At 69.3% G+C, this 21,806-nt stretch carries 24 protein-coding genes and 1 tRNA gene; 4 read left to right on the top strand and 21 right to left on the bottom strand.

Annotated elements, in window-relative coordinates; translation table 11 throughout:
* Nucleotides 1–1,656: a serine/threonine-protein kinase gene (locus tag SCNRRL3882_RS20460; protein WP_010032654.1), complete on the bottom strand. Its 1,656-nt coding sequence runs from the start codon at nt 1,654–1,656 to the stop codon at nt 1–3.
* 242 nt (nt 1,657–1,898) lie between these two features.
* Nucleotides 1,899–2,447: a helix-turn-helix domain-containing protein gene (locus SCNRRL3882_RS20455; protein WP_010032653.1), complete on the bottom strand. Its 549-nt coding sequence runs from the start codon at nt 2,445–2,447 to the stop codon at nt 1,899–1,901.
* 182 nt (nt 2,448–2,629) lie between these two features.
* Between SCNRRL3882_RS20455 and SCNRRL3882_RS20450 the strand changes: the two genes are divergently transcribed.
* A tRNA-Ala gene (locus SCNRRL3882_RS20450) sits at nt 2,630–2,702 on the top strand.
* 495 nt (nt 2,703–3,197) lie between these two features.
* A complete protein-coding gene (locus SCNRRL3882_RS20445) occupies nt 3,198–3,431 on the top strand; it encodes a helix-turn-helix domain-containing protein (protein WP_029180675.1) in 234 nt (77 codons plus the stop codon).
* A 56-nt stretch (nt 3,432–3,487) separates the two neighbouring features.
* Here the strand turns inward: SCNRRL3882_RS20445 and SCNRRL3882_RS20440 are convergent, their stop codons facing one another.
* From SCNRRL3882_RS20440 to SCNRRL3882_RS20335, 19 genes are all read right to left on the bottom strand, one after another.
* Nucleotides 3,488–4,156, bottom strand: coding sequence for a class I SAM-dependent methyltransferase (locus tag SCNRRL3882_RS20440; protein WP_010032651.1), 669 nt, complete (start codon nt 4,154–4,156; stop codon nt 3,488–3,490).
* Nucleotides 4,157–4,228: 72 nt separating this feature from the next.
* Nucleotides 4,229–4,681 (bottom strand): glycine-rich domain-containing protein, encoded by a 453-nt coding sequence (locus SCNRRL3882_RS20435; protein WP_010032649.1) that lies wholly within the window; start codon nt 4,679–4,681, stop codon nt 4,229–4,231.
* Between the two features lie 281 nt (nt 4,682–4,962).
* The gene (locus SCNRRL3882_RS20425) at nt 4,963–5,229 is read right to left on the bottom strand and encodes a hypothetical protein (protein ID WP_158688377.1); all 267 of its coding nucleotides are present in this window, start codon (nt 5,227–5,229) and stop codon (nt 4,963–4,965) included.
* Nucleotides 5,230–5,575: 346 nt separating this feature from the next.
* Entirely contained in the window at nt 5,576–6,757 is a 1,182-nt protein-coding gene (locus SCNRRL3882_RS20420) for a helix-turn-helix domain-containing protein (RefSeq protein ID WP_010032645.1), read from the bottom strand.
* A gap of 95 nt (nt 6,758–6,852) precedes the next feature.
* The gene (locus tag SCNRRL3882_RS20415; protein ID WP_010032644.1) at nt 6,853–7,494 is read right to left on the bottom strand and encodes an HAD family hydrolase; all 642 of its coding nucleotides are present in this window, start codon (nt 7,492–7,494) and stop codon (nt 6,853–6,855) included.
* Nucleotides 7,495–7,560: 66 nt separating this feature from the next.
* Nucleotides 7,561–8,067, bottom strand: coding sequence for a hypothetical protein (locus tag SCNRRL3882_RS41805; RefSeq protein ID WP_231911152.1), 507 nt, complete (start codon nt 8,065–8,067; stop codon nt 7,561–7,563).
* Between the two features lie 10 nt (nt 8,068–8,077).
* Complete coding sequence (locus SCNRRL3882_RS41800) at nt 8,078–9,010, bottom strand: LysM peptidoglycan-binding domain-containing protein (RefSeq protein WP_010032642.1); 933 nt, start codon at nt 9,008–9,010, stop codon at nt 8,078–8,080.
* A gap of 142 nt (nt 9,011–9,152) precedes the next feature.
* A complete protein-coding gene (locus tag SCNRRL3882_RS20390; protein WP_010032640.1) occupies nt 9,153–9,782 on the bottom strand; it encodes an SU10 major capsid protein in 630 nt (209 codons plus the stop codon).
* 50 nt (nt 9,783–9,832) lie between these two features.
* Complete coding sequence (locus tag SCNRRL3882_RS20385; RefSeq protein ID WP_010032638.1) at nt 9,833–10,573, bottom strand: hypothetical protein; 741 nt, start codon at nt 10,571–10,573, stop codon at nt 9,833–9,835.
* A gap of 415 nt (nt 10,574–10,988) precedes the next feature.
* Entirely contained in the window at nt 10,989–11,573 is a 585-nt protein-coding gene (locus SCNRRL3882_RS42255; protein WP_267880826.1) for a phage minor capsid protein, read from the bottom strand.
* A complete protein-coding gene (locus tag SCNRRL3882_RS42250) occupies nt 11,482–12,147 on the bottom strand; it encodes a phage minor capsid protein (RefSeq protein ID WP_267880825.1) in 666 nt (221 codons plus the stop codon). The genes SCNRRL3882_RS42255 and SCNRRL3882_RS42250 overlap by 92 nt, the downstream gene beginning before the upstream one ends.
* A gap of 746 nt (nt 12,148–12,893) precedes the next feature.
* Nucleotides 12,894–14,450, bottom strand: a complete 1,557-nt coding sequence (locus SCNRRL3882_RS20370; RefSeq protein WP_010032631.1) for a phage portal protein — start codon at nt 14,448–14,450, stop codon at nt 12,894–12,896.
* 823 nt (nt 14,451–15,273) lie between these two features.
* Nucleotides 15,274–15,822, bottom strand: coding sequence for a hypothetical protein (locus SCNRRL3882_RS42445; RefSeq protein WP_324604433.1), 549 nt, complete (start codon nt 15,820–15,822; stop codon nt 15,274–15,276).
* A complete protein-coding gene (locus SCNRRL3882_RS42440) occupies nt 15,771–16,532 on the bottom strand; it encodes a phage terminase large subunit (protein WP_324604432.1) in 762 nt (253 codons plus the stop codon). The genes SCNRRL3882_RS42445 and SCNRRL3882_RS42440 overlap by 52 nt, the downstream gene beginning before the upstream one ends.
* Nucleotides 16,519–17,049 carry a helix-turn-helix domain-containing protein gene (locus SCNRRL3882_RS20355; protein WP_010032629.1) on the bottom strand — a complete coding sequence of 177 codons (531 nt, stop codon included), beginning with the start codon at nt 17,047–17,049 and terminating at the stop codon, nt 16,519–16,521. The genes SCNRRL3882_RS42440 and SCNRRL3882_RS20355 overlap by 14 nt, the downstream gene beginning before the upstream one ends.
* A 72-nt stretch (nt 17,050–17,121) precedes the next feature.
* The gene (locus SCNRRL3882_RS20350; protein WP_010032626.1) at nt 17,122–17,556 is read right to left on the bottom strand and encodes a PASTA domain-containing protein; all 435 of its coding nucleotides are present in this window, start codon (nt 17,554–17,556) and stop codon (nt 17,122–17,124) included.
* Between the two features lie 942 nt (nt 17,557–18,498).
* Nucleotides 18,499–19,065 carry a hypothetical protein gene (locus tag SCNRRL3882_RS20345; RefSeq protein ID WP_010032623.1) on the bottom strand — a complete coding sequence of 189 codons (567 nt, stop codon included), beginning with the start codon at nt 19,063–19,065 and terminating at the stop codon, nt 18,499–18,501.
* A 297-nt stretch (nt 19,066–19,362) separates the two neighbouring features.
* Nucleotides 19,363–19,851 carry a hypothetical protein gene (locus SCNRRL3882_RS40840; RefSeq protein WP_158688376.1) on the bottom strand — a complete coding sequence of 163 codons (489 nt, stop codon included), beginning with the start codon at nt 19,849–19,851 and terminating at the stop codon, nt 19,363–19,365.
* Nucleotides 19,848–20,354 carry a hypothetical protein gene (locus SCNRRL3882_RS20335; RefSeq protein ID WP_010032619.1) on the bottom strand — a complete coding sequence of 169 codons (507 nt, stop codon included), beginning with the start codon at nt 20,352–20,354 and terminating at the stop codon, nt 19,848–19,850. Before SCNRRL3882_RS20335 ends, SCNRRL3882_RS40840 begins: the two co-directional genes overlap by 4 nt.
* Nucleotides 20,355–20,499: 145 nt before the next feature.
* Between SCNRRL3882_RS20335 and SCNRRL3882_RS20325 the strand changes: the two genes are divergently transcribed.
* Complete coding sequence (locus tag SCNRRL3882_RS20325; protein WP_010032618.1) at nt 20,500–21,258, top strand: DUF6221 family protein; 759 nt, start codon at nt 20,500–20,502, stop codon at nt 21,256–21,258.
* Between the two features lie 59 nt (nt 21,259–21,317).
* Entirely contained in the window at nt 21,318–21,728 is a 411-nt protein-coding gene (locus SCNRRL3882_RS20320) for a DUF6233 domain-containing protein (protein ID WP_010032616.1), read from the top strand.
* Nucleotides 21,729–21,806 lie beyond the last annotated feature (78 nt).

Raw genomic sequence — 21,806 nt, 5'->3', positions numbered from 1 at the left:
TCAGATGCGGGTCAGGGCCCAGAACCCCACGGCGTAGCAGGCCAGGGCGAGGAGCAGGAGCGGGACCGCGACCTTGGCCGGGGGACCGGGGCGGCGGGGCGGGCGGTGTGCTCGGTGCCGTGAAGTGCCCTGTCCGGACGGAGTCCCTTGGCCGGACGGAGTCCCTTGGCCGGACGGTGGGACTTGCGGGGTCGGGGTCTGCGGGGTCTGGGCGGTGTAGGGGGCCGTGGAGGTGTTGGTGTGCTGCTGGGTTGCGGGGGGCAGCGACTGACCGGGATAACCCGCGTGGTTCGGGTACGCCGGTGGGAGCGGCTGGGACGGGGACAGGGCGTGTGTGGGGTCGTAGGGGGAGTAGAGGGCCTGCTGGTGTGAGGCCGGTGGATCGCCCTGTGCGTCGCCCGGCGTGGCGGAGTTGGTGGCGGTGGCCTGGGGCGGCGGCAGGTGGAAGCTGCCGGTGTCCGACATGGAGGGCGGCTGAGCGGGGGCCGCCGGTGGCGCGGTGTCCTGGCCGGAGCCGGGCTGTACGACCGCTGCGCCCGGGTCGGACCAGGCGTCGCCGTCGCCGGGCGCGGCGGAGCCCTGCCACGACGCCGACGCCTCCGTTCCCGAGGGGGCCTGGGCGTCCTGCCGGGGTGGCTCCTGGGCCGCCGGACCGTACCGCTGCTGGTCGGCTGCGGAACCGTACCGCTGCTGGTCGGCTGCCGGACCGGAGCTCTCCTCGTCCGTCGCCGGGCCGGGCGGCTCGTCCTCTCTCGGTCGCAGACCCCGGGCTTTCTCCAGTGGTCCGTTCGGCCCGAACCCCGGGGGCAGCGGGCCGAGTTGGTCGAAGATCTCGATCAGCTCGTCGTCCGGGCCCGGCTCGGGCAGGAGCTCCACGGCGGCGGCGAGCGCCTTGCGTGCCCCCGTGGCCGTGCGGAACCGGGCCTGCGGGTCCGGCTGGAGCAGCGTGGCCACCACCTGCCACAGCGGCTCCGGAATGCCCTTGGGCGCACCGGGGGTTCCGTGCTCGGCGAAGTACTGGATGAGCGCCTTGCTGTCCGGCTTGGCGCCCTCCAGCAGGTACAGCGCGACCAGGCCCACGGCGAAAAGGTCGGCGGGGAAGTCCGGCTCCGCGCCCAACATCTGCTCGGGCGCGAGATAACCGGGCGTCCCCACCACGAGGTTGGTCTCCGTGAGGCGGGGCTCGCCCAGCCGCATGGCGATGCCGAAGTCGGACAGCCGCAGCCGCGGCCGGCCCGTACCGGTGGCTTCCAGAAGGATGTTGGCGGGTTTGACGTCGCGGTGCACGACGTCCTCCGCGTGCACCGCGGCCAGCCCCGCCAGCAGCTGGTCGAGCAGCGTGCAGACGAAGGCCGGCGGCAGAGGGCCGTAGTCGCCGACTAGGTGGACCAGTGAGCCGCCGGCGACCAGGTCCATGGTGAAGAGGACCTTGTCGTCGTCGGCGGCCCAGCTGGCGGGGGCGAGCACATGGGGGTGGTCGATCCGCAGGGCCTGTTCGCGGACGAAGCGCAGCAGCGAGTGCGCGTCGCTCTGGAGCAGGACCTTGGCGGCCACATAGCGGCGGCGGCGGTGGTCCCAGGCGCGCCAGACGGCGCCGACCCCTCCGCGTCCGATCGGATCGACCAGTTCGTACCGGCCGGCGAACACCTCACCCATGGCTGTACGTCGCTCCTCCCCCTGTGGTCTCCCCCCTTGCTTCCCCCTCGGTGAGCGTTACGACTCCCCGACGGGCGAAACGGCTCCCCTTGGCTCCCCCGATGAGCGATACACGCCCCCTCGCGTCGACCGGTTCCCCCGTACGGCACACGCCCCCTCGTGCCCGCCCGTACCGTGACGCGGCCCCCTTCACCTCACCCGACGCCCGGTGCCGAACCCCCTTCGGCAGCCGGGAGGCGGGGTCAGCTCTGGTGGGACTGGTAGTGCGCGACCGCGTCCGAGGTGCGGCCGGCGCCGTACACCCGGAGGAACTCGGCCAGTTCCGGGTGCGTCGGGGCGAGGGTCTCCGCGGCGTCGATGATGTCGCCCGCCGCCGCGACCGAGCGCAGCAGCGACTGGATCTCCCGGACGACGCGCTTGACCGTGGGCGCCCCCGAACTGCTCGTCGTCTGCGTGGTGTTGCTGAGCACCGAGCCCCCCTGTGACTTCTTGATCTCCTCCATGCGTTCGGTGGCCTCGGCCGCGCTCACGCTGCCGTCCGCGACCTGCCCCGCCAGGTCCTGAAGCAGCTGCACCCGCTGCACCACAGCGGGATTGCCGATCTTCGCCCGCTGACCGCTCATCAGCTGCGAGAGCATCGGTGCGGACAGTCCCAGAACCCCCGCGAGACGAGCCTGGTTGAGACCAAGATCGTCGATCAGCCTACGGAAGAGCGCCCCCAACGGCTCCCCGTACCAGTTCCGCTGCAGTTCCCGCGCTCTTGCGGTGGCTTCCTGCTGTGCGGCGTCCATTGCGTCTCCCCATCGCTTCCCCAAGTACGGCGGTTCGCGGTAGCGAACCACGCCGAGCATCTTACGGAGAGTGGTCGGCGACGGGGACCCCCAATCCTTTTGCGGAATCACGGGGGTGACCCGGTACTCTGGTCTCCGACGCCGACCGGGACGTGGTTCCTCCGGGCGGACGTTCCTCTTCCGGGGCCTTAGCTCAGTTGGTAGAGCGCTGTCTTTGCATGGCAGATGTCAGGGGTTCGACTCCCCTAGGCTCCACTGCAGGTCAGACGCCCTCCGGGACCACATCCCGGAGGGCGCTTTCATGATCAAAGTCCGCATAGAGTCCACACCCCCAAGTGATCATGAATTTGTCATCGCCTGTGCGGGGGACTTGATCTACCGGGCAGGCGTCATAGGCTGCCAGCACAGACGAGGACGGCGTGACTCCCCTCGCGCGCCAGACAGAGGCTCGTCGCCACCTGCGGGACTCGGGCGGGGAGGCCTGGCCCGCGGGCGGCGACCCCCGCCGAGCGGATCGGCGGGGGGCGCTCGTACAAACGTAGACCGCCCCACCCCGTGCGCGGGGTGGGGCGGCTTGCTCTGACCGGAGTCAGAGCCAGGAACGACGCATTCCGGCGGACAGAGGTACACCGGGCGTCATCCGTATGCGCTGGGGGGTGGCAGTCCCTAACACACGCCTTCCCCATCGTGCTCGCGATATTTACCCATACGGGTAAAGACGCGGCGTCATGATCGTTACAGCTTTATCGGGTGCCAATCGACCCCCTGCCCGACTGGGTATTAGCCCGCCGCAGGGTCATCGGGGACCGCATCCGCGAAACCCGCCGACATGCAGGCTTCTCCCAGGTCCAGCTGGGCGAGCGCGTCGGCCTCGACCACAAGACGATCCACCGGTACGAGACCGCTCAGCGCGCCCCCAGCCTCACCGAGCTGCTCCTCATCGCCGACGCCCTGAGAGTGCCCCTCGCTGAACTCGTCCGATGACCAGGAGGCCCCGCCCATCCGCCACGGGGGCAGCAGACGAGCGGGGCCGGTCTGAGTCACGCGCGAGCCTGGACGATCAGCGTCCCCACCGTGCGCGGCCCGGGCGGCGCTGGCAGAACCATCGCTCGTACGTCCATGTAGCCGTGCCCAGCCAGCAGCTGCTCCCACGCGTCGGGCTCGTAGTCCCACCGCTTCACGACGAGCGGGTCCTCGTCCGGGCCACGCGGAATGTACGAGGCCTGGCAGCCGTAGCAGCCCTCGACGGGAGGCCGCTGCGAGAACACCAGCCGACCGCCAGGGCGCAGACGCTTATGTACAGCAGGCAGCAGCCGGGCCGGGTCGGTGAACCAGAGCGCCCCGTACACCGAGTACACCGCGTCGAAGGGCTCCGCCGTCTCCCGCAGGAAGCTGACAGCGTCGACCTGGTGGAGTTCCAGGCCAGTGAAGCACTCCCAGCGCTCTTCGGCTGAGTGCAGCTGTGCGGTCGAGACGTCGATACCGACGGAGCGCATGCCGATCGCGGCCAGGTGCGCAGCGTTGCCGCCCTTGCCGCAGCCGAGGTCCAGTGCGCGGCCCCCGGGCGGCAGGCGCAAGAGCTCAGATCCAGGCCCGTGGTCGGGGTACTGGGTCCAGTTGAACCAGGTCGTCTCGCCAGCCGCGTTCACCGGCCGGCGTTCGGGCCGCTGCCGCGAGTACGTGTCCCAGGCGATCGCTGTGTCCGTCACCTCAAGCTCCGCTCTTCGGGCCAGCCGTCCGGTGGAGACACCGGACGGCTGGAGTCTTGCATGGGCGCGCTGCTACGTGTTGGGGCTGTCGGTGCATCCGGCGTGGCACTGGTTGCAGTCCGCCGAGCTGCCCCACAGGTCGTGGTCGATGGTGTACCCGGCCGCCGTGATGGCTGCGAGGGTGCGCTGTCGGGTCTCGGCGCTGCCGCCGGGCGCTTTCGCGGTGGGTACGTGGTGCACGAACTGGCCGACGACCTGCTGGCAGAAGTCGGCGTAGTCGAGGGTGTGCAGGATGAACGCGTGCCACCCGATGTCGACCAGCTTGCTCGGGGCGAGGGACTGCCCGGGCTGCTGCCCGGAAGCGGCGACGAACGCGGCGGCCTGGCCGATGATGCGGCGGGCGGTCGCCCCGCCGATGTCGGGGTGGTCGGTGGTGATGCGAAGGGCGAGCCGGTTGGTCACCTCGGGGTCAACCAGGGTGATCGGGTCGGTGGTGCCCACGGGACGTTCCAACGCGATGGTCACGTGCTTCCTCCTCTTGTGGACGACGCCTCTGGTGTGAGGCGCTGGACCCGCCCACCCCGGTGCTCATGGGGTACGGGGCGAACGGGGGCTCTTGGGGCGCTGTGGGCACCGGGGGCCGCAGGCATACACCTGCGTGTCGAGCCCATAGGCCTCGACGCCGCCGCGGGACACGCCTGCGCTCACACCGCCTTCTCGGAGTGAGGCGTTGCACCAGCAGCAGTTCCAGCCCGAGTACTGGCCGTAGGTCAGCTCGGTAGGCGGCGGAGGCTTCGGCTTCCACGTCACGGCGCGCTCTCCGATGCGAGATGGCGCAGGCCGTCGCGGTCGGGGCAGTGCTGGTTGCGGAGGCACTGGCTGCACTTCGCGACGTGGATTTTGTACACGCGGTCCGCGACCGACCGGACGCATGTGCAGCAGCCGCGGGGGAAGATGGTCACCCCGCCGGGCCCGGGGCGCTCGCCGAGGTCGACGGCCGTCTCGATGGTGAGCGGGGTCTGGCACCAGGCGCAGGACGCGCCGCGGGTCTGTACCCCAGTCAGGTTGGACACCTTAGGGAGCGGCAACAGCGTGAGGGCCCTGGTGTTGGAAGCTTCCACAGCCCTCATCAGCTCTCCCGCGCAGCAGTCAACATGGGCGCCTTGTGGCATCCGCAGGACACGATGTTCCACAGTCGGCCGGCCTCTCGCCGGGCGCGGCCTGCAGGGCACAGGGCGCGGCTGACGGCGCCGCAGTACCAGCAAGCCCGGCCGTGCAGACGGGCGATGCTCACGTGCCCTTGGACCGTGACTAGCGGCTCGGTGCGGGTGCTCACCACGGCTCCCATCTGTCCGTTGCGTGGCTACGGACAGATAATGGTCCGTTACAAGGGGTGCAAGGGATACAGCGTGTATCCCCTCAGATGGCGCCGATCCAGTCGGCGAAGCTAGTCAGTGACTCGGCGTCTGCTCTCTTCAGGCGGCGGACCGTCGCGGCGGCCTCGCGGGCCCACGGGTGCTCGCGGGTGTGCTGCGGCGCGATGTGCCGAGCGACCTTCAGTGACTCGAAGGCGTCGTCAGGGCTCGCGGCCCAGACCTGGGCGCGGGCCAGCTCGATCCAGAACCCGGACTGCCGCTCGGCCGGCAGGGACTCTGGGGGCGTCCACTCCTCCGCCACGTTGAGGGCGCGCTGAACATGGTCTCGGCCCAGGCTGATCGCCACGGACACCTCGTGGGCACGCACCGAGTCCGGGCCGAACGCAGTGCCGTTGTAGGCGCCTTCGGTGAGCGTGTCGCCCAGGCGGCGAGCGTCGGCGAGGTGCAGGGCTGCGGCGTCGGCGTCGCCGGCGCGTCCGGCGATGACGGCGGCCCGCATGTGCAGTGCCCCACGTGCGGCGGTTGCGGCCCGGCCGAGTGGGCTGGGGCTGGCGTCAATGGCCCGCTCAAGCGCGGCGAGACCTTGCGTGTGGGCGCGGGCGGCGAAGAACGTCTCGGTGCGAACGTAGGCGGCTGTGGCCTGGGCGATGCGGTCGTCCGTCTGATCGGCGGCCCACCGCATCAGCTCGACGAGGCGGGCGGATAGGTCGCGGTGGCCGTACTTGTAGGCGACGGCGTCAGCGGACCGCGCGGCCACCGCGAGCAGGTGGGCGGCGCGAAGCCGGTCGGCGCCCGAGGTGTGGTGCAGCGCCGTGAGGGTGTCGGCGAGGAGTTTCGGTGCGCGCTCGGCGATGCGGGCGTACTGGGCGCCAAGCCGCCACTGCACCAGGGTGTCGGCCGCCTGGGCGAGTTCGTGCAGTGAGCAAAGCTCCGCGTCGGTGGGGATGTCGTAGGCGGCGATCGCCGCAGAGATGGCAGGGATGGCGGCGTGGACGCGGCTGTCTGTGCGGGTGCTGCCTGTGACTATGTGGCTGGGGTCGACGCTGAGGGCTCCTGAGAGCGAGTCGAGTGTGTCGTCGCTCGGGGCGCGGGCGCCGCGCTCGATGGCCTTCACGGTGGCTAGGGAGACGAAGGCGGCTCGGGCGAGTTCGGCCTGTGTCATCCGGCGGGCGCGGCGGATGGTGGCGATGCGTTGGCCTACCTCACGCATGCTGGCGCTGGGCATACTGGCTCCGTTCGGTGCGTCCACTCCGAAGGTAGCTGCGGCGTCACGCCGCGGGTACCGGCTTGCCCCGCCCGGTGGCGACTGGGCGGGGCAACCTATTGGCTCACGATCGCGGCCAGGTCCATGAGGCTGTCGATGCGCCAGTCGGCGGTCGCCATGACGTTCGGGTCGTCGGCCCACAGGTGCCCCCATGGGCCGCGCCGAATGTGCGCGGTACGTAGTCCGGCCGCTGCCGCGGGCATCACGTCGTTGGCGGGGTGGTCGCCGACGTACACCGTGTCGACGGGCGCCGCCTCGGCGACGTCGATCACCCGCTGGAAGAACTCCGCGGAGGGCTTGGCCACGCCCCAGTCGCCGGAGGTCACCACCAGGTCGGCCGGAAGACTCAGGGCCCGCAGGAGTTCACCCGCGAGGGTGGTCTGGTTGCCCGCAATGACAACCCGGACCCCGAGGTCGCGCAGTGCGGCGAGCGCGGGCCTGACGTCGTCGTACAGGTCCGTCTCCTCGATGTGCTCGCCGCGTCCGGCCGCTTCACGTGCGGCGTACTCGGCAGCCACGTCGATGCCGGGCCGGATAAGTCGGAGGGCTTCTGCGTTGTCGAGTCCCTGGGCGACGACGGCACCGACGAGGGCGGACAGGGTGTGCCGGGGGACGTCGAGCCAGTCGGCCCAGGATGCCCAGTACCGGTCATCACGGGTGATGGTTTCACCGACGTCGAAGATCACTGCGCGGATCATGGAAGCAGCGTATCCAGACACGCAGAAACGCCCCCTCCCGCCCGAAGGCGAGAGGGGGCAACCGTTTCAGCGGAGGAAGAGGGCGATGATGGCGACGACCAGGGCGCCGACGCCAACGAGCACGCTGGCGGTCTGGAGCGGCCAGCGTCTCGTCTTGAGCGCCTCGACCTGGGTGGTGGTGAGTGCCACGATGGCCTTGTCAGTGTCCTCGCGTAGCTGCTTGAGGTCCTGTTCGTTGCGGGTGGAGCGCTCGACCAGCACGGACAGGAAGCCCTTCACCTCGGCGAAGCCGGTGGAGACCGTGCCGCGGAGCCGCTCCAGCTCGACCGCGACGGACGCCTCGGGCACCGTCACTCGATCACCCCGCGCGGGCTGTGCTTGGCGGCCCAGCCGGACACGAACGTGATGGCGGCCGGGACCAGGGCGAGGACGAAACGGGGCCAGCGCGGGGGGCATCCACCCGACCAGTTCCGCGTGGTCCTGGACGGCCTCCAGCGAGGCGAGCAGGCCCGTGCTGCCGACGTATGCGGCGGCGGTGGCCGCGCTGACCTTCTTATCTACGGGTGCAGCCATGGCGTGTTCCTCACTTCTTGGGGAGCTTGAGCGTCTGGCCGATGCTCAGGTCGTCGGCGTCCTTGAGCCGGTTGAGGGTGGCGATCTCGCGCCAGCGGGAGCCGTCACCGAGGCGGCTGGCGGCAATCGACCACAGGGTGTCCCCACGGGTCACCCTGTACGTGGTGGTCGTCCCGCCCGGGATCTTGAGCTTCTGCCCGACGCTGATGCTGGACGGGTCGTCGAGGTCGTTGGCGTCGACGATGGCCGGGACCGTCACGACGTGCGCGCGGGCGATCGACCAGAGGGTGTCGCCCTTGCGCACGGTGTACGTCACGCCGGCCGAGCCGGAGCTGCCGCCCGGGGTGGGCTTCTTGCCGAGGCGCGCGCGGATGCGGCTGCGCATCGACGTCATGGTGAAGCCGCGCGGGTCGACCTTGCCGGGCTGCCACTCCAGATGCCCGATGACGCTGCGCTCGTTCCAGCCGTGGTACCGGCAGATCGCTGCCGAGACCTTCTCGATGGCGAGCAGCTGCTCGGCGGGCCACGGGTCGCGGCCGTTGCCGAGGTTGATGCATTCGAAGCCGTAGAAGTGGCGGTTGCCGTCGGTGTCCGTCTCGTTGTCGGCGGGCAGGGAGCGCTCGTCGACGACGGCGGCCAGGACGTCGCCGTCGCCGCTCCCGGCGTGGTTGGCGCGGCCGTTGCCGACGAGGTGCACGTGGCCCTGCATATCGATGACGCCGTGGCACAGCGGCCCGGGCAGGCCGCTGTAGCCGTCGTAGCAGATGTCGACCGAGGCCGCGGTGCCGGAGGTGACGGTGTGGTGGATCATCACGCCGTTAACCGGGCCCCAGGGCCCCTTGCTGTTGCGGTTGTGGGTGCGCCACCAGCGGACCTCGTGGACCGTCAGACCCTCCGCGCGGAGGATCTCCACCAGCCTCGAAGCGGACAGGGGTATGGCCATGGGGCCTCCAGACATGAGAAAGGCCCCAGCCGGGCGGCTCGGGGCTTGGGGCTCGGGGTGAAGGATGGTCAGGCGGCCTCGTACTTGGCGGTGACACGGATGAAGTCGCCGTTGGCCCAGGTGAAGGCGGTGACGGCGTCGATCAGGCCGGTGGGTGGACGCTGCCGCACAGCAGCGTCGCGGTCTCCGACTCCTGGATGCCGCCGTTGTCCCACACCGACTCGAGCAGGTCCAGGACCATGTCCTCCGTCAGCGTGGCAGCCCCACCAGCGACCACGTTCGTGACGATGGCCTCCAGCAGGCCACGGGTCTGCCGGGCAACGGTGTTGTCCGCCGGCTTGTTGTATGTGCCGCGCAGGAAGCTGAACTCGATGTCGCGGACCATCTGCTTCAGCATCTGCTCAACCTGCCAGTCGAGCTCGTTGGTGACCGGGTTCCGTTCGGCGTTGTTGATGCCGGCCTTCGCCTGGGTCGCGGCCAGCTTGGTGTAGCTGACCTCCACCGTCTCGTGGTGGATCTGCACGATGTTGGAGACGTTCGCCCGCACGCGCTCCTGACCGGTCGGCGCGTCCGCGCCCTCCAGCTTCGCGTTCTGCGCCGCTGCGCGCAGGTCGTACGTCTGCCACTCGAACTCGATCGAGTCCGTCTGCCCACCGCCGGTCAGGCCGCCGATCGCGGAGAAGAACGGCGTGTCGGCCGGGGTGAGGCTGTGGAGGATGCCCGTGTAGTTGGGCAGGTTGTAGGTGGTGCCGAGTCCGGTGATGCCGGCCATGGCCACTCTCCTTCACGGGTGTCGGGGCGCGGCGATGGCCGGGCCCGTGTCTACTGCTGCTGTGTCGCGGCGAGGCCGGGCAGCTTGGAGTTCTCCAGCTGCATGGCGAGCCGCCAGTTGCCGTCGGCCTTGGCCTGGGCAGTCTGCTGGTCGAGGGTGGGCGCCTGGTGGCCGGAGCCGCCGCCGAGGTCGCCGCCGGAGCGGCCGGGGCCCTTGGCGGGGGCGAGCTTGGAGAACTTCGTCACCGCGCTCTTGATGGCGGCCACGTTGACCTCGCCGTCGTCGCCGACGAACCGCGAGATGTCGATGTACTCGGCCGCTTCGCCGAGGTCGATGCCTGCGGCGGCGACGGCCGCGCGGAACTCTGCGGCGGCGAGCTTCTGGCCGTACTCGGATGCGGCGGCCGTGCGGCCTGCCTTCTCCGCCTCGGCGATGGCCTTCTCCTGCTCGCTCATGTTCGCGGTGCGGAGCGACTCCAGCTCGCTGTGGTTGTCCTTGGCGCGCTTCTCCCACTTGCGCGCCTCGGCCTTCCAGTCCGTGCCGTCTCCGTCCCCGGAGCCTGTGCCGCCCTGGCCGCCGTCGACGGAGCCCTGGCCGGAGTCTCCTCCGCCCTGGCCGCCGGAGCCGCCGTCGCCTCCGCCCTGGCCGCCTGCTGCGCCTCCGTCTCCGGCGCCGCCTTCGCCCTCGCCGTTGCCACCCGCGATGGCGTAGATCGGCGAGCCGTTGCGGCGGTAGCCGAGTACCTCCAGCGCGTGGTGCGTGGCGAGCGGGTGCTTGAAAGGGTGCTGCATGGTGTCTCCCGTGCGGGATCGTCCGGCGGTCGCCGTGCGGCGGATGCCGGGAGCATGAGAATGGGTCCGCAAGGTGGCGGACCCATGAGTGGTACGTGGGCTTACGAGCCCTATACGCCGGTGCTGTTAGCGTGCCGGTTCGCTGTCCATCACCTTGTGAAGCGGAATTGAGGAAATTCCCGTGATCGGTGTTGGCACAGTGCGCGGCTTGACGGCCGCCGTGGGTATGGTCCCGCTCATCCTGGTCGTTGTCCTGCTGGCTCCGACTTGGCTCGCGTGGCCGTTGCTGTCCGACGGTAGGCGGCGAGACTCCCTGAGCCTCGTGGCCGAGTTCGTCAAGTGGACGCGTGCTGCTCGCTCTTAGAGCGGTGAGCCCGCCCCGTCTGCGGACGGGGCGGGCTTTCGTGTTCCCGAGTCAGCGCGCCGAGCCGATCCGCTCGCGGTGCGGCTTGCGGCGCAGCTCCGGGTGCGCGGCCACGTGCTCCCGTGCGGTCTTCTGCCACTTGCGGATGTACGCCCCAGCGCGCTTGCGCGCGCCCTCGTCCATCGCGGCGGCCTGCTCGCGCTTCCACCGGCGGATATGCCGCTCGATCGCCCGCTGCCGCTGCGTGTCCTCGTACGTCGTCCCCGGTGTCGCGTGGTGCGGCGGCCGGGTGGACACCCCCGGCAGGTAGGCAGCGAGGCTGTGGCGGCAGTTCGGATGAAACAGCCCTGCGGCGCGCGCCTCGATCAGGCTCCCGGCGACGTGGACGACGACCGGGGGCGTCGGTGGCCGGCGGCGCAGCAGCCCGCGGCGCGGCTGCTCGGGCGGCGCGGCATGCTCGGCGAGGACGGTCTGAGGGCCGGGAGGCCCAGTCAGGGTGAGTACCTCGCCCTCCCACCGGGCGCGCGGGCACTCAACGGGAGCGTCAGACACCACCACCAGGCCCACGCCCATCTCTGCGAGCACATCGACGTGGCCCTCCACGGCCGCGCGGGCGGTGACGGACCGGACGGCCATCTCGGCGTACGACGCCATGTCCCAGCCGCGCCCGGAGCGGTCCACGAAAGCCCGTGATGCCGCGCTGCGCGAACTGGTTCAGGGCACGCTGGCTGGCCTGCCGTCGGGTCATGGTGCCGAGGAGGACGTTCCCGGCCGGGCCGGACACGATCCGCCGGTACACGTCCACGACCGCGCGCGTGATCCGCGCGTACACGGGCCGCGTGTCGGCCGCCATCGAGGCGGCGAGCCGGTCCACGGCCGGCGCGTTGGGCAGCGTCTCGCGGGCCACCAGCTCCCGGCCGATGTCCAGGGCCCCGAGTTCGGCGACGGTGGCCTGGCGGCCTCGGTTGTACGCCTCGATCAGGGCGCGGCGTACGGCGCCGTTGGTGTCCTGCTGGAGGGCGTTCGCCACGTCCTCCACGGCGGTGCGAAGGTTGCCGATCGCGGCGAGCTTCAGCTCTGCCCACCTCGGGTTTTCGATGTCGGCCTCGAGCGCGGCGGCGAGTCGTTCGAGGAGCACTGCTTCGGCGTCCTCGTAGAGGCGGGCAACCTCAGCCGCGAGGCCCTCTGCCATCGCTGGGGAGACGGGCATGCCACCTCCCAGGCAGGAGCCATTTAAGGGGCAGGCGTGATCACCGTCGTCTTTGTCGGCGCGGGAGCCACTGCGAGATCGCTTCTTGGACCCTCAAGTCTAAGGTTCTCTTTGGCTTCGGCTGCTTCGTGCCTTGAAGATTCGCCAGCCGAAGGTTCGCTAGTTGAAGGTGCGCTAGTTGAAGGTTCGCCGGGAGTTTCCGTAGGGCAACAGGATTCCTCGTCTGTGCTTTCAGGGCCGAAAGCAGCAGACCAGTGCATAGTCACCGGAGTTTTATCGATCGTAAACTTCGCGGTCCACTTTTCCTTTTCTGGATCAACTGTTGCTTGCTGCACTTTCCAAGACGCAGAGGTGGCGGACGCGCCCCGGGGCGTCTGCTCCTGCCCGAATGCATAGACAGCCCAACCCTGACGAAGTCCGCCATAGTCCCCGGCAAGGGTCACGATCACTCGCTTAGCCTGGTCAAGGACGCTTGTCTGTGTGATCGTGTTGATGTTGACAAAGGCCTCCGACTGCGATTTTTCGCTGGGCGAAGGTGAGGGGGAATCGCCTCCCCCTCCGCTCCCGCCGCCGGGCAAGACCGCTACAAATATGGCTGCTGCTCCAGCGACCAGCGCCGCCAGCAACGTTTGCCAGCTATGTGAGGCAGCAAGAATTCTCCGGACTCGGCTTGCTCGCTGCGAATCCGATGAGCCCGCCGAGGGGGATGGACCCGTGTTCGGTGGTGAGGGCGACATGTGAACCCCTTATTGGGCTGCACCACCAGAATCTCTCTCCATCGTATGAGGCGCACCGTGGAAACCCTCTGCGCCGCTCATCATCGGATCCGACACAGCTCGGCCTGTCTCGCCAAGGATCTTGTCGACCTCGGCCATGACCTGATGGTCGTCCCAGTCCGGGTGCAAGATTCGCACCGACGTCTCCCGGGATGCGGCCTCGGCCCGGTTGAGTAGCTCCACCGTGGTGGCCAGCTCGCCCAGGCCCTCGCTGATGGAGTCCTGGAACTCGACCTTCGGCGGCTCCAGGTCCAAGCCGCGGACACCGAACAACGGCCCGGCCTCCACCGCCAACTGCGCGGCGAGCGCTTCGGCGATCGCGGGCTGCCAGTACAGCGCCTTCCGCGCCCGGGTGATCAGCGACCTGCGCTCGCGGGCCTTGATCTCCGTCGCGGTCACCGCCTGGCCGTCCCCGCGCTCCCCGAACGTGCTCGCCGAGTAGCCGGCCTGCCGGGCGGCCTCGGCGACGAGCGCGGAGCAGGTGTCCATGTGCTGCTGGACGCGGATCTCGAACTGGACGACCTCCAGCGGGTTGGGGTCGCCTGGCCGCTGGAGCATGTTGAGGCCGGAGTAGATCCGCCGGTCCTCGTTCCAGGCGGCGCCCTGCCCGGGCCAGAGGCTGTCGAGCATGCTGTTGGGGACGACGATGCGGCCCTTGCCGTTGATGATGTCCCGCATCCAGCTGGACCAGGTCTCGTCCAGGGCGTCCATGAGCGGCTCGATGCCCTGGAAGTCGCTCTGCCCCCAGTAGGCGGCGGCCGGGATGTTTCTCCAGGCGCGTGCGGGGCGGACGTTGGGCGCATACGAGGCGGTCAGGTGCTTCGGGGCCCCGGTCTCGATCCAGTCCTCGCGAGTGATCTCCCGTGCGAGCGGCTCGGTGGCCGGGTGGTCCTGGAGGGGCACGCGGCGGCCAAGCATGCCGGGAGTGCCGACGTACAGGGCGTGCAGGATCCGGCCGCGCTCGTGACGCTCCAGGTGCTGCCACACCGTGTTCCCGTCGACCTCCACCACCTTCCAGAACGTGGAGGCGCGCAGCCGCCCGTGCGCGAACTCGGGCACGGCCTGGTCCGCGGGGACGGCGGTCAGCCATGGCGGGTCCGAGATCTCCTCGTCCCAGACGAGCCTCAGGTACGCGCCGCCGAGGGCCGCGCACACCTCGCCGCCCTCCAGCAGCGTCGGGTGGAGCTGCTCGGACAGCTTCTCCAGCCGCTTCTTCGTGGCATCGTTGGAGCCGGTCAGCGTGGGAGGCTCGGAGAACAGCAGCATCGAGCTGGTGCGGGCGATGTCCCCGGCGAGCGGGATGTGCAGCTTCTCGCGCTTCTGGCCGGGCTCGGTGGGCTGCCCCCAGAACCAACGGCTGATGGCGCCGATGACTCCGCCGCGGTACTGGCTGGGCCGGTTCTCGGGCAGTTCGCGGATGCCGCGGTGGAGGTAGAGGTCGCCGAGCCGATCCGGGTCATTGGAGTACCAGGCGTCCCAGTCGGCAATCGCGTTTTGTACGCATGGGTCGGTGGGTGGCCATGGCATGTCACTTTCTGGTAGCGGCACGTCATTCCACCTCACATCGACAACGTGGCTGGGTATGAAAGACGGGGGCGCGGCAGCCGTGAGCGCTTCCAAGTACGGCATCGCAGGGGGGAACCATGGATGGCGGAGACTGGCTCACGATTGCTGGAACATTGCTTTCTTCCGTCACCCTGATACTGATAGCTCGCATCACCATCAGAAGTGAGCGGAAGGCAGTCGAGCGAGCTGCCGCACAGGCGGAAAGGGATCGCCAGCGTGAACACATTTACCGAATCTGGCTTCAGAAGCAGGAGGTCGCGGAATCTATTCGCTTGGCTAGCGGGAAATGGCTGGACCTAATTGCTGCGGCCTACCAAGACCTCCTAGACGGTAGGAGCGTGGATGCCGAGTTCGGCAGTGAATCCGATACGCTCAGGAAAGAGCTGTACTCGGCCATCGCTCACGCGGCTGGTGTCGGCATCTGGATCTCATCGGGTGACCATGAGGTAGATGGTTTCCGTGCCCTAGACAGGAACTCCCTGGTCAGGGTGCCCATGTATCAAGCCCTCGCTCGTGCCAGCAGGATTGTGATAACGGCCAGTCGGGGCGATCTCCAGTCAGGGCGAGCGATTGACCTTGAGGAGATCAAAAAACTTCTTGAAGGGGCTAAAGACAGTCGAGAAACCGAACTTCTGCGAATTGCCGGGGAGGTAGCCCGTCAGGAGCCGCCATCACCCCCACCGCCACCTCACAATTACTTGCTCGATCCTCCTGGAGGGGGAAGCTATTCGGGGGGCCCGGGCGGGGGTGTTCTTTAGTTGTCGTTGCCCTCGATCACTATGAATCAGGCGGCCGCCTCCAAGAGCATCGGGATGTGCGGCCGCCACAGGGCCTCGGTCGTGCGGACGCCGTACCTCAACGCGTCACAGCTGTGGTCGTCGACCTTGATCGGGGCGTCCTCGCCCTTCTCGGCCTTCTCGTCGGCCCAGCAGTAGCCGGGGAGTTCCTCGATAAGCCCGCGCGCGGACGGGTGGATACGCAGCCGGTCACCAGCGAACAGCGAGGCGACCGTGCGGATGCCGTCCACCACCGTGTTCTCGGCCGGGGTGACGCCCGAGACGCCATCGCGGTGCAGCTGCTCGATGTACGAGGCTGCGGACGGGTCGACGACCGTCCACTCCGGGCGCACTCCGAGCACGTTGGTCTGCGGCTGCGCCACGGAGGCGAGCCAGCGCTTGCGGGCCTGGCTGTACTCGACGTCGGTCATCTTCCGGCGCTGCGCCCGCGAGTCCCACCGGTACTCCGACACGACGTACAGCCGCTGATCCGCGCCGAGGCCGATCAACAGGTCGGCGTAGGGGTTGGTCGTGCCGTAGTCGATCGCGTCGCACAACCAGCGGCTGATGTGCGGAATGTCGGCGACGACGTGGCGCTGCTCGTCGAAGGCCTCGTAGATGGCGCCTTCGGCCTGGACCCGTGCCCGAGGATGTTCCGCCGGTAGAACAGGCCCACGTACGTGCTCTTGAGCGAGGCGACGTACTCGGGGTCGAGGAATGGGTTGTCGTCCAGGGTGAAGTGCCAGGCGCGGAGCCGGGTCTCGGCCGGCCGCTTCAGGTAGTCCCTGCGGAACCAGTGCGCGGGATTGTCCGGGTTGGTCGTCGTGAAGATTTTCGCGCCCTTGACCGAGCAGCGCGCCACCAGCTGGTCGAAGAACGTCTTCGGCAGGGTGGTCGCCTCGTCGACGTACGCCCCCGCACAGGTCATTCCGCGGACCTTGGGCTCCGCCTTGGCGTCGTTCGCCCCCATCACGTGGACGGCGCGGCCCATGATGTAGGCGATCGGGGCGCCGTTGGTGTACTTGATCAGCTTCGCGAGCGGGCCGAACAGGTCCGGGTTCATCAGCGGAGCGATCACGTACCGGTACAGCGTGTCCCGGGTGCGCCCCACCATGACCAGCTCGCCGCCGGTCGGGGCCGTCGCGACGAAACTCGCGGTCGTCTTCCCGGACCGGACTGAACCCTCCCACGCGTTGATGCGCGCCTCGGCCTGAACGATGGACCGGATCTGCTTGCGGGGCAGCGGAAGCGCATCAAGGAGACTCACCCTCCGCCTCCTCGTCGGCGGCCTCGTCGTACACCGCCTTGAGGCCGGCCATCAGCTTGCCGAGCATGGACTGGGCGTCCTCGGCGCCGGAGTCGTCGGCGGGCGGCACGAGCTTCAGGGACTTCTCCAGGGCGATCCCGGCCGCGCTCATGAGCGCCTTCTTGTCGACGGCCGGGGGCTCTTGGACCTCGCGGGAGGCGAAGGTGTTGTCCTTGCCGCCGAAGTTGAACACGACGGCCGGTTCCCACATCTGCTGGGTGAGCCTGAGCGCGTCCAGGTGGAGGTCCAGGGCGGTGTCGGCGCGCAGGGCGGCGAGCTGGGCGACGCGGGCGCGGGTGGCTTCCTCGGTCATCGATGTGTCGAAGGTCAGGCCGAGTTCGGCGGCGATGACGGACACGGTGCGCTGGGCGCGGTCGATCTCGCGGGCGATGGCGTTGAGGCCCATGCCGAGGGCGTGCAGTTCGCGGACGCGCTGGTAGTCCTCTTCGGTGACCGGGCGGCCGTACTGGTTCGGCATGGCACCTCCCGGACATGAGGAAGGCCCGGCCGTATGGGGAGAACGGCCGGGCCAGTCGTGGTGCGGGGAGCGTCAGCAGCTCTCCCCGATCTTGACGGTGTCGAAGTTGACCGTCGTCGACGTCGGGTGCTCGCCGGGCTCCGGAGTCTGGGAGCAAACCGTCCAGTTGCGGTCGAAGACCTGCATGCGGCCGGCGCCGGTCGCGTCGGATGACGTGAGGATGAAGAAGCCGGCGGCTTGCGCGCCGTCCTGGGCTTCCTGGAGTCCTTGGCCGGTGAAGTCGGGCAGCGTCGCGGTCTCCGACCCAGCGTCGGCGCTGGCCTCGGTGTCCGTGTCGGCGGCCTCGGTGTCCGTCTCGGCAGTGGCCGTGTCCTGCTTCGTCTGCTCGCTGGGTTCCTCGGCGACGGCGTCAGGCTTGCTCGAGCCGGTGTCCTCAGTGCCCTCGCAGGCGGTGAGCGTGAGCAGTGCTGCGGCGGTGAGCACGCCGATGGTGGTACGGATGCGCATGGTCCCCCCTGGGATGTTGTTGCTGAGGGGCCATCATGCGCTGCACGAGCACAGCGTGAAGGCTGTGTGTCTGTTCTGTGACGAAGTGTGAGTCGCGCAGGGTGAGCGGCCAGAGCAAACCCGCACGGTGTGAGCGATCGGGTGTGCCCTGCGCGGCGGTCTGTGGGTACGCGAACGGCCCCCGGGCGGGTGGCTGCGGGGGCCGTCGGTGAAGTGATCGTGTCCGGGCACGCCGGACGTGAGGCCAGGATGCGGCATGATCGCCCGGAACGCAACTACATCTCAGGCCCGTCGGTGCGGTCCGGGTCGGGCGCAGGATCCGGTCGACGTGAAGGATCGCGAGGCGGCTTGGGTGTCCGCATGGCCATGATGACTGCGGCGATTCCACCGCAGAGCCCACCCAAGGAACCGAGAAGCCCGCTGGAGGCACCGAGGGCTTCGAGCCAGAAATTCTCGTAGTGAGCCGGGCTGCCAGGTGGGAAGACGCCATCACTCTTCGGCAGGGAAAGCAGCAGCAGAATGGCACCCACTGTGAAAGCCACAGCCGAACGCCAGGCTAGGCGGCGGATGTCGTCCTTGCGTGTGCGTGATCTGTTCATGGCCCCCCGTTGACGGCGCTTGGAGGCGTTGCCGTCCTGAAGTTACGGCGGCGCGTCATTCACTTGTTCAGCGGCTGAGCGCGCAGCCAGCAGTAGTGCCAGTCTGCATCAGGGTGGGGGTCAGCTCCCCACATCCGCAGCACGTAGGTGCCGCCGCTGATCTCCATCTGGCCAGGCGGCCGGCCGTGCTCGCCGGGCTGCACCGTCACTCGCCGCCATCGGCCGGGCCACCCTCGATCCCGAAACGCATGTCCACGTCTGTCCAACTGGTCGATCGGACCTGTGGTCACGCGAAGGTCCCGCCGAATCCGGCGGGGGCCTGTCGTGTGCGTCCTGCGATGCCTCACTGCCCCTGGACAACCACGTCGGTGATCTCCACGGAGACCTTCGTGCTCGCCGAAGCGGTGCTGAGCACGGTGGGGGTGTAGTTCAGGCTCGTCCGGTCCGACAACTCAGCCGTCTCGATGACCGGGCCGGAGTCGCCGCCGCGGATCTCGTAGGTGATCTCGTACACGGCGTCCGGGTCGATGTCGTCGGTGAGGCCCAGGTAGCTCAGCTTCGGCTCCACGGTCATGTTGCAGCCCGCCGACCCGAAGCATTGCCGGTCGGTGGTGCGCAGCTTGATGGTGAAGCTGTCGGCGTCCAGCTCGCTGTACGTCGGCTCCGGTTCCGGCTCGTCGGCGGCGGTGGTCGCGAGGTCCTCGGCTGGGGCGCTCGATGCGGTGGTGGTGGCCGGCGCACTTTCCTTGTCCTGTGACTGCACGACGACGATGCCGGTGGCGACGATCGCGGCGATCACGGCGGCGGCTGACCCGATGATGATCGCGTTCGTACAGGACTTCGCGGGCTTCGGCGGCTCGGGTGGGAGCGGTGGCGGGAAGTCCGGCTGCGGCGGCGTGGGTGTGCTCATGGTCCCCCCAGGTGATGCGTGATGTGGTGCATGATGCGCCTGTGTGAAGGTGCAGTGAAGGCGCTGTTCCTGATCTGTGACCCGAAGTCACTCAATGCGGGTACTACCTCGTGCCTGCGCCGAGCGCTCCGGCCGGTAGATGGTGGGTAGATCAGCCAGTAGAAGGCGGTAGGTGAGCTGATAGACGTGCAGGTCAGGCGGCGGTAGACGGCTCGGTAGACGCTTCCTGCGGCTCGGCCGGGGAAGGGGCTTCGAGGTCCCGCCGGCGCACCCCCCACGTCGGCACTCCAGACACCTTCACGGAGCGGTCGACGGGGATGTCCAGGCGCTCCAGGTGCACGCGCAGATCGGCCACCTTTCGGCCCTCCCACTGGCCGTGCTCCTGGAGGTGCGCGAGGACCGTCCGGAGGTGCACTCCACTGCCGGTCCCCATGATGTCGAGGAGCAGCCGCCGGACCGCCTCCACATCAGGGCCCGGAGCACCGTCGGCGGGTCCCTCATCGGTGCTCTCGGGGGAGGCAGCCTTCCGGGCTTCCAGGCAGCCGCCGTCCACCCGGCCGACAGCAGCCACAGCAGGCCCGGGAAGGTGCGCACCAGGCCCCACAGGCCGTAGAGGCCCAGGACGAGGACGGCCAGGCGCAGCCAGCAGCCGAGAGCGGCGCGCCAGCCGGTCAGGTCGTCGCGGCGGGCCCGGGCCACCCACGCGGTGATGCGGGCGCCGATGCGCCGGGCGAGGACGCTGGAGCCGTCCGCGAGGCGGTCGACGGTACGGGCAAGGCGGTTCACAGGAGTCCGGCCCCCTGCACTGCGGCAACCACGCCGTCGCCGACTGCGTTGAGCGCTCCGGGCAGCCAGGCGAGGGCGCCGGCCACGCCTGCGGTCAGGCACAGGGTGCTGCCCACGTAGGCGCCGCCGATGATCCGACGGCGGTCCTTCCGCCCAGCCTCCCTGTAGGCAAGGACGACGAGGAGGACGGCGATGACGACGATGACCGCGCCGGTGGCGCCGAGGCCGACGAGCTGACCGGTGGTGAGGCCCTGGGTGGAAGTGGTGCCGGTCGTGGCCTGGCTGGTGCGCTCGCCGAGGCCGTTGCCGACGGTGCCCGAGCGGGAGTGAGCCCAGCCGAGGATCCCGCCGGGGCAGGCGGCGGCGCCGAAGCCCTTCGAGTGCCAGGTCTGGCGCATGACGCCGTCGTCGGTGGTGGTTTCGACGCGGCCGGCGGAGCCGTTGCAGCTCTGGCAGGTCACGGCGTGGCTGGGCTGTTTCGCGGGCTGATCGGTACGCTCCATGGCGGACCTGCTACTTCGTCACGGTTGTGGGTAGGTCCGGCCCCGACCGGCAGGGTGAGAGCTCCGGTCGGGGCCGTTCTGTTGGTGCAGTGCCAGAGCGGCGGAACCTCTTTACAACGTCAAGAGGTTTGGGAAGGATGTTGCCGTGCCCAAGAGCCCTGACAGCGAGGGGGTTCCGCGCTTGATGACCGTCTCGGAGATCGCGCTGGAGCACGGGGTCAGCCGTCAGACGGTGCACTCGTATCGGACGACGCGCGACGACTTCCCGAGGCCCGTCGAGGGTGAGGGCAGTACGCGTCCCCGGTTCCGTGCGGATGAGGTGGCCGCGTGGTTCGCGGCGAACCCGCCGCGGCCGGGCAAGCGCACAGACCTCGCGACCCGAGACGAAGGAGCGTCAATGGAGGCGACAGGAATCGCGGTCCCGCCCGGGGCGGCCTTGGAGGCGGCTCGCGAGTTCGTGCAGTGGCTGCGCGCCCAGCTCGACGAGGACGAGCGGGTCGCGCGAGCGGCAACGCTTGGGCCGTGGGTACAGAGCGGTATCGGCGACTACGGCTGGACCGTCGACTTCGGGCGTCCGGGAGCGGGAGTCGAAACTGCGGACACGGAACAAGGGCTCGCCGACGCTGACTTCATCGCCGTGCACAATCCGGCGCGGGTGCTGCGCGAGATCGACGCCAAGCGGCGCATCCTCGACCTGTACGCAACGGCCGTCGAAGATCGGTTGGCGCTGCGCGCCCGAATGCGCGAAGTGATCCACTCGGATGCTGACGAGTTCGGCCGTCTGCACCTGCAAGAGAGCGAGCTGATCAAGACCGCTGAGTGCCTGGCCCCAGTGACACGCCTGCTCGCGCTGCCGTACGCGGACCGGCCCGGATACCGCGAGGAGTGGGAGTGGCGGCCGTAGCTGGACGGCTGTGAGCCCCTGCCTCGACTGGGTTGGGGCTTGATGTTTGAATCGAACGCGTGAACGAGTTGCCGCCAGATTCACGCCGCCTTCGGGCGATCCTGGCGTACCTCGATCAGCAGCTCGCCGACGAAGAGACCATCGTGACGTACCTGCGGCTCCAGCGGGAAGCCGTACGAGCCGCCCTTGCCCGCGCTGAGGCCCCACCGCCACGGCGGTCGCGGCTCCCCAAGGGCGGTACCGGCCTCGGTCCGATGGCGCAGATCGCGCCCCGGCCGCAGTTCGTTGTCCAGCAGAAGCGGACGGCCCGGGGGCCTCAGCCCGCGATCATCCACGTCGGTGACTGCTCGATGATCGAGGGCACGCCGTATTGGATCACGGAGCACGATGCGCGCGTGTCCATCACGGACCCGAACATCGAGGCGTGCCAATTCTGTCGGCCAGACACCGAGTTGGGCGTCCTGGACTGAGCCGTGCTGATCGAGTGGCGCGGCGGCGGTCCGGACACACTGACCTACTAGGCGAGCACCAGGGCCTACGGCCCCCGC

It is taken from the genome of Streptomyces chartreusis NRRL 3882, assembly GCF_900236475.1.
GTDB lineage: Bacteria > Actinomycetota > Actinomycetes > Streptomycetales > Streptomycetaceae > Streptomyces > Streptomyces chartreusis_D.
Note: the sequence above shows the minus strand (reverse complement) of the source record. Positions and strands in the feature narration are given on the sequence as shown.